The sequence below is a fragment of the Cereibacter changlensis JA139 genome (genome assembly GCF_003034985.1).
Classification (GTDB): domain Bacteria; phylum Pseudomonadota; class Alphaproteobacteria; order Rhodobacterales; family Rhodobacteraceae; genus Cereibacter; species Cereibacter changlensis.
Genome location: NZ_PZKG01000050.1, coordinates 22,058 through 28,057 on the forward strand (window position 1 = coordinate 22,058; position 6,000 = coordinate 28,057).

Here is a 6,000-nt window from a genome sequence, read left to right on the forward strand (position 1 = left end):
CCCCCGCGCGCGGCGCTGCCGCGGACAGAGCGGCGGCGGGGCGGAGGGTGGCCGGGCATGCGTGGCCCAAGAAAAACCCGAAGGGTCAGCGGGCGCCGAAGTGGCGTTGGACGATGCGCAGCAGGCGGCGGTGCATCGGGCTGATCCGGTGGCGCAGGTGCATCGCGGCATAGACCGGCTGGCGCAGCACCGGGGCATCGACCACGAGGCGGAAGCGCCCCGTGCCGATCATCTGCTGCGCGGTTTTTTCCAGCACATAGCCCGCGCCGCCCATGGCGTTGAGGAGCGCCGCCACCGTGGCGCTCTGCCCGACCGAGACCGGGGCGCCGGCGAGCTCGGGCAGGAGCTCGCGGTGCATCGCTTCGAAGGCGTTGGAGAAATGCGCGAAGACGAAGCTGTCGGGCGCCACCTCGGCGCGGCGGTCGGTTCGGGAGGAGACCATCACATAGGGCAGCTCGCCCACATTGGTGAAATGCAGGTCGGGATGCGGCTTGGGTGCGAACATCACCGCGAAATCCTGCAGCCCGGTGAGGAGGTCGGCGCACATCTGGGTGGAATAGTCCGGCTCGATGTAGAAGGCGGCGTCGGGGATGGCGCGGCGGAAGTCGGCGACCCATTCGCCGATATGCTGGGCGGCGAGATCGTTCTGGATGCCGAGCCGCACCAGATGCGCCGCCTCTCCGGGCACGCGGATGCGGCGGCGGGCCTCGTTCCATTCGTGGCGCAGGCTGCGGGCATGCGGCTCGAAGCGGCGGCCCTCCATCGTCGGCTCGGTCCCGGCCCGGGAGCGGTCGAAGAGCCGGGCGCCGAGCGCGGTTTCCAGCGCCGCGATCCGGGCCGACACGGTGGATTGGGTGACGCCGAGCCGCTCGGCGCTGCGGTTGAAGCTGCGCGTCTCGACGAGGTCGAGGAAGGTCTCCAGAAGCTCGATCTGCATGGCTGCTCCTGATCGGGTTTTTCGATCAATAGGGGGCTCGCGGCCGAATTGAAAGCCGTCTCGGCGCGCCCGATAGTGGGCGGCGACAGAGGGGGCAGACATGGCTGATTTTCCGACGAGCGCGCGTGTGGTCATCATCGGCGGCGGGGCGGTGGGGGCCTCGGCGCTCTACCATCTGGCGCTGGCCGGATGGACCGATGCGGTGCTTCTGGAAAAGAACGAGCTGACCGCCGGATCGACCTGGCATGCGGCGGGCAATGTGCCGACCTTCTCCTCCAGCTGGTCGATCATGAACATGCAGCGCTATTCGGCCGAGCTCTACCGCGGGCTCGGGCAGGCGGTGGATTACCCGATGAACTACCATGTCACCGGCTCCGTCCGGCTGGGCCACGGCCGGGAGCGGCTGCAGGAGTTCCGGCGGGTCCGCGGCATGGGGCGCTATCAGGGCATGGATCTGGAGGTGCTGGGGCCGGAGGAGATCCGCAGCGTCTATCCCTTCCTCGAGACGACGGGGCTGAGCGGGGCGCTCTATGACCCCTATGACGGCGACATCGACCCGGCGCAGCTGACGCAGGCGCTGGCCAAGGGGGCGCGCAGCCTGGGCGCGCGGATCGAACGCTTCTGCCCGGCGACGGGGGTGCGGCGCGAGACCGGCGAATGGGTGGTGGAGACGCCGAAGGGCGAGATCCGCTGCGAGAAGGTGGTGAATGCCGCGGGATATTATGCCCGCGAGGTCGGCAAGTGGTTCGGGCGCGACATCCCGATGATGGTGATGAGCCATCAATACATGCTGTTCGACGCGATCCCCGAGCTCGCCGCGTGGTCGGCGGAGGCGGGGCACAAGCTGCCGTTGCTGCGCGACGTCGATTCCAGCTACTACCTGCGGCAGGAGAAGCAGGGCTTCAACCTCGGGCCCTATGAGCGGAACTGCCGGGCGCACTGGATCACGCCGGACGATCCCTTCCCGGAGGATTTCAGCTTCCAGCTCTTCCCCGACGATCTCGACCGGCTGGAGTGGCATATCGCCGACGCCATGGCGCGGGTGCCGCTGCTGGAGAAGGCCAATCTGACCAAGGTGATCAACGGGCCGATCCCCTACACGCCCGATGGCAATCCGCTGATCGGGCCGATGCCCGGCGTGCCCGATGCCTATGAGGCCTGCGTCTTCACCTTCGGCATCTGTCAGGGCGGGGGGCGCCGGGAAGGTTCTGGCCGAATGGGTGACGGAAGGGCGGACCGAATGGGACATGTGGTCCTGCGATCCGCGCCGCTTCACCGGCTTCGAGGATCGGGACTACTGCATCGCCAAGGGGATGGAGGTCTATGGTCACGAATATGCCATCCACTTCCCGCATCACAGCTGGCCCGAGGGGCGGGGCAAGAAGCTCTCGCCGGTGCATGACCGCATGGCGGGCCTTGGCGCGCAGTTCGGCGCCTACAACGGCTGGGAACGGGCGCTGTGGTATGCGCGGCCGGGCGACGACACCTCGGAGGCGGGAACCCAGACATGGGACCGCGAAGGGCCGTGGTTCGGCGCGGTGAAGGCGGAATGCGAGGCGGTGCGCGATGCGGCGGGGCTGCTCGATCTGCCGGGATTCTCGCGCTTCCGGGTGACGGGACCGGGGGTCGCCGACTGGCTGGCGCTGCAGATCACCGGCAAGGTGCCGAAGGTCGGCCGGCTCGGCCTCGGGTATTTCGCCGACGAGGCGGGGCGGATCGTCACCGAGATGTCGATGGCGCGGATGGCTGATGACGAGGTGCTGCTGATCACCGCGGCCACCGCGCAGGCGCATGACCGGGAATGGCTGCTGGGGGCGCTGCCCGAGGGGCTGCGGCTGGAGGACGAGACCGATGGCTGGTCCTGCCAGATCCTCACCGGGCCTGCCTCGCGGGCGATCCTTGCCGGGGTGACGGGGGCCGATCTGGCGCGGCCCTGGCTCAGCTGGCAGGAGGCGGAGATCGCCGGGCGGCCGGTGCTGCTGCTGCGCGTCTCCTTCGCCGGCGAGCTCGGCTGGGAGATCCACAGCCGTATCGAGGATACGCCCGAGGTGGTCGAGGCGGTGCTGGCGGCGGGCGCTGGGCATGGGCTGAAGCCCTTCGGCATGTTCGCGCTGAACTCGCTGCGGATCGAAAAGGGCTACCGGGCGTGGAAGGGCGATCTGTCCACGGATTACACCGTGCTGCAGGGCGGGCTGGAGCGCTTCATCGATTTCACCAAGCCCGCCTTCCGTGGCCGCGCGGCGCTGCTGGCCGAGAAGCAGGCCGCGCCGAAGCGGCGCTTCGTCAGCCTGATCGTCGCCGCGGGCGAGGCCGACCCGCCCTATATGTCGACCCTCTTGCACGGCGGCGCCGTGGTGGGCGAGACGACCTCGGGCTACTGGGGGCACCGCGCCGGGGCCTGCGTGGCGCTGGGCATGGTGCGCGCCGATCTGGCCGAGCCCGGGATCGCGCTGGAGGTGGAGATCTTCGGCGAGCGCTTCCCGGCGGTGGTGCAGGCGGATCAGGCGGTGTGGGACCCGCAGAACGCGAGGATCCGGGCATGACGTCGGGGCGGGACGAAGGGACAAGACATGGCTGAGATTCCGAAGCAGGCGCGGGCCGTAATCATCGGCGGCGGGATTTCCGGCTGCTCGGTCGCCTATCATCTGGCCAAGGCCGGCTGGACCGATGTGGTGCTGCTGGAGCGCAAGCAGCTGACCTCGGGCACGACATGGCATGCGGCGGGGCTGATCGGCCAGCTGCGCGGCTCGCAGAACATGACGCGGCTGGCGAAATATTCCGCCGATCTCTACGTCCGGCTCGAGGCCGAGACCGGGGTGGCCACGGGGATGCGGCAGGTGGGCAGCATCTCGGTCGCGCTGACGGCGGCGCGGCATGAGGAGCTGCTGAGGCAGGCGACGCTGGCGCGCGCGCTCGATGTGGCGGTGCAGGAGATATCGCCCGCCGAGGTGAAGGCGATGTATCCGCATCTGGAGGTCGGCGATGTGGTGGGTGCGGTGCATCTGCCGCTCGACGGGCAATGCGACCCGGCCAATATCGCCATGGCGCTGGCCAAGGGCGCGCGGATGCGCGGGGCGCGGATCGTCGAGGGGGTGAAGGTGCTGGCGGTGACCCAAGGCGCGGGCCGCGTCACCGGGGTGGATTGGGAGAGCGGCGGCGAGCGCGGCCATATCGCCGCCGATGTGGTGATCAACTGCGGCGGCATGTGGGGCCGCGATCTGGCCGCGGCCTCGGGCGTGACGCTGCCGCTGCATGCGGCCGAGCACTTCTATCTCGTCACCGAACCGATTGACGGGCTTGGACATTTGCCGGTTCTTCGTGTGCCGGACGAATGCGCCTATTACAAGTCCGACGCGGGCAAGATGATGCTCGGCGCCTTCGAGCCCAAGGCCAAGCCCTGGGGGATGGGCGGCATCCCGGAGGACTTCTGCTTCGACTCGCTGCCCGAGGATTTCGATCACTTCCAACCCATTCTGGAAGCAGCAATGCACCGGATGCCGCTGTTCCAGACGGCGGGCGTGCATACCTTCTTCAACGGGCCGGAGAGCTTCACCCCCGACGACCGCTACTACCTTGGCGAGGCGCCGGAGCTGGGCGGCTACTGGGTGGCGGCGGGCTACAACTCCATCGGCATCGCCTCCTCCGGCGGCGCGGGCATGGCGCTGGCCGCCTGGATCACCGAGGGCGAGCCGCCCTTCGACCTCTGGGAGGTGGATATCCGCCGCGCCCAGCCATTCCAGAAGAACCGCCGCTACCTGAAGGAGCGGGTCTCGGAGACGCTGGGGCTGCTCTATGCCGACCATTTCCCCTACCGGCAGGTCGAGACCTCGCGCGGCATCCGCCGCTCCCCGATCCACGCGCATCTGCAGGCGCGCGGCGCGGTCTTCGGCGAGGTCGCGGGCTGGGAAAGGGCCAACTGGTTCGCCCGCGAGGGGCAGGAGCGGGAATACCGCTATTCTTGGGGGCGGCAGAACTGGTTCGACAACCAGAAGGCCGAGCACGCGGCGGTGCGCGGCAAGGTCGGGCTCTTCGACATGACCTCCTTCGGCAAGATCCGGGTGGAGGGGCGCGACGCTTGCACTTTCCTGCAGCGGCTCTGCGCCAATGACGTCGATGTGGCGGCGGGGCGGATCGTCTACACCCAGATGCTGAACGCCCGCGGCGGGATCGAGAGCGACCTGACGGTGACGCGGCTGTCGGAGACGGCCTTCCTCCTGGTGGTGCCCGGCGCCACCTTGCAGCGCGATCTGGCCTGGCTGCGGCGGCATCTGGGCGAGGCCTTCGCGGTCGTGACCGATGTCACCGCCGCCGAGGCCGTGCTCTGCCTGATGGGTCCCGCGGCACGGGAGGTGATGCAGGCGGTGAGCCCGAACGACTTCAGCAATGAGGCGCATCCCTTTGGCGTGGCGCGTGAAGTCGAGATCGGCATGGGGCTCGCCCGCGCGCATCGCGTGACCTATGTCGGCGAGCTCGGCTGGGAGATCTATGTCTCCACCGATCAGGCGGCGCATGTCTTCGAGACGCTGATTGAGCAGGAGGTCACGCTCTGCGGGCTGCACACGCTGGACAGCTGCCGGATCGAGAAGGGCTTCCGCCACTTCGGCCATGACATCACCGACGAGGATCACGTGCTGGAGGCGGGTCTGGGCTTTGCGGTGAAGCCCGGCAAGGGCGACTTCCTCGGCCGCGAGGCTGTGCTGCGCAAGCGCGAGGCGGGGCTGTCGCGCAGGCTGGTGCAGTTCCGGCTGACCGATCCGGAGCCGATGATCTACCACAACGAGGGCGTGGTGCGCGACGGGCGGATCGTCGGCACCGTGACCTCGGGCAACTACGGCCATCACCTCGGCGGGGCGATCGGCCTCGGCTATGTGCCCTGCGAGGGGCAGAGCGAGGCGGAGGTCCTGGGTTCCGTCTATGAGATCGAGATTGCCGGGCGGCGGCATCGGGCGGAGGCGTCGCTGGCGCCGATGTATGATCCCAAGGCCGAACGCGTGCGCATGTGATCGGGCCGCGCCCGGGGGTTTCACACCCCCGGACCCCCGTGGGATATTTTAGGACAGAAA

At 68.9% G+C, this 6,000-nt stretch carries 2 protein-coding genes and 1 pseudogene; 2 read left to right on the top strand and 1 reads right to left on the bottom strand.

Annotated elements, in window-relative coordinates:
• Positions 1-85: 85 nt before the first annotated feature.
• Complete coding sequence (locus C5F48_RS12245) at positions 86-937, bottom strand: LysR family transcriptional regulator (protein ID WP_107664197.1); 852 nt, start codon at positions 935-937, stop codon at positions 86-88.
• 100 nt (positions 938-1,037) lie between these two features.
• Here C5F48_RS12245 and C5F48_RS12250 point away from each other — a divergent pair.
• A pseudogene (locus C5F48_RS12250) lies at positions 1,038-3,480 on the top strand (GcvT family protein).
• Positions 3,481-3,507: 27 nt separating this feature from the next.
• Positions 3,508-5,940 carry a GcvT family protein gene (locus C5F48_RS12255; RefSeq protein WP_107664198.1) on the top strand — a complete coding sequence of 811 codons (2,433 nt, stop codon included), beginning with the start codon at positions 3,508-3,510 and terminating at the stop codon, positions 5,938-5,940.
• Positions 5,941-6,000 lie beyond the last annotated feature (60 nt).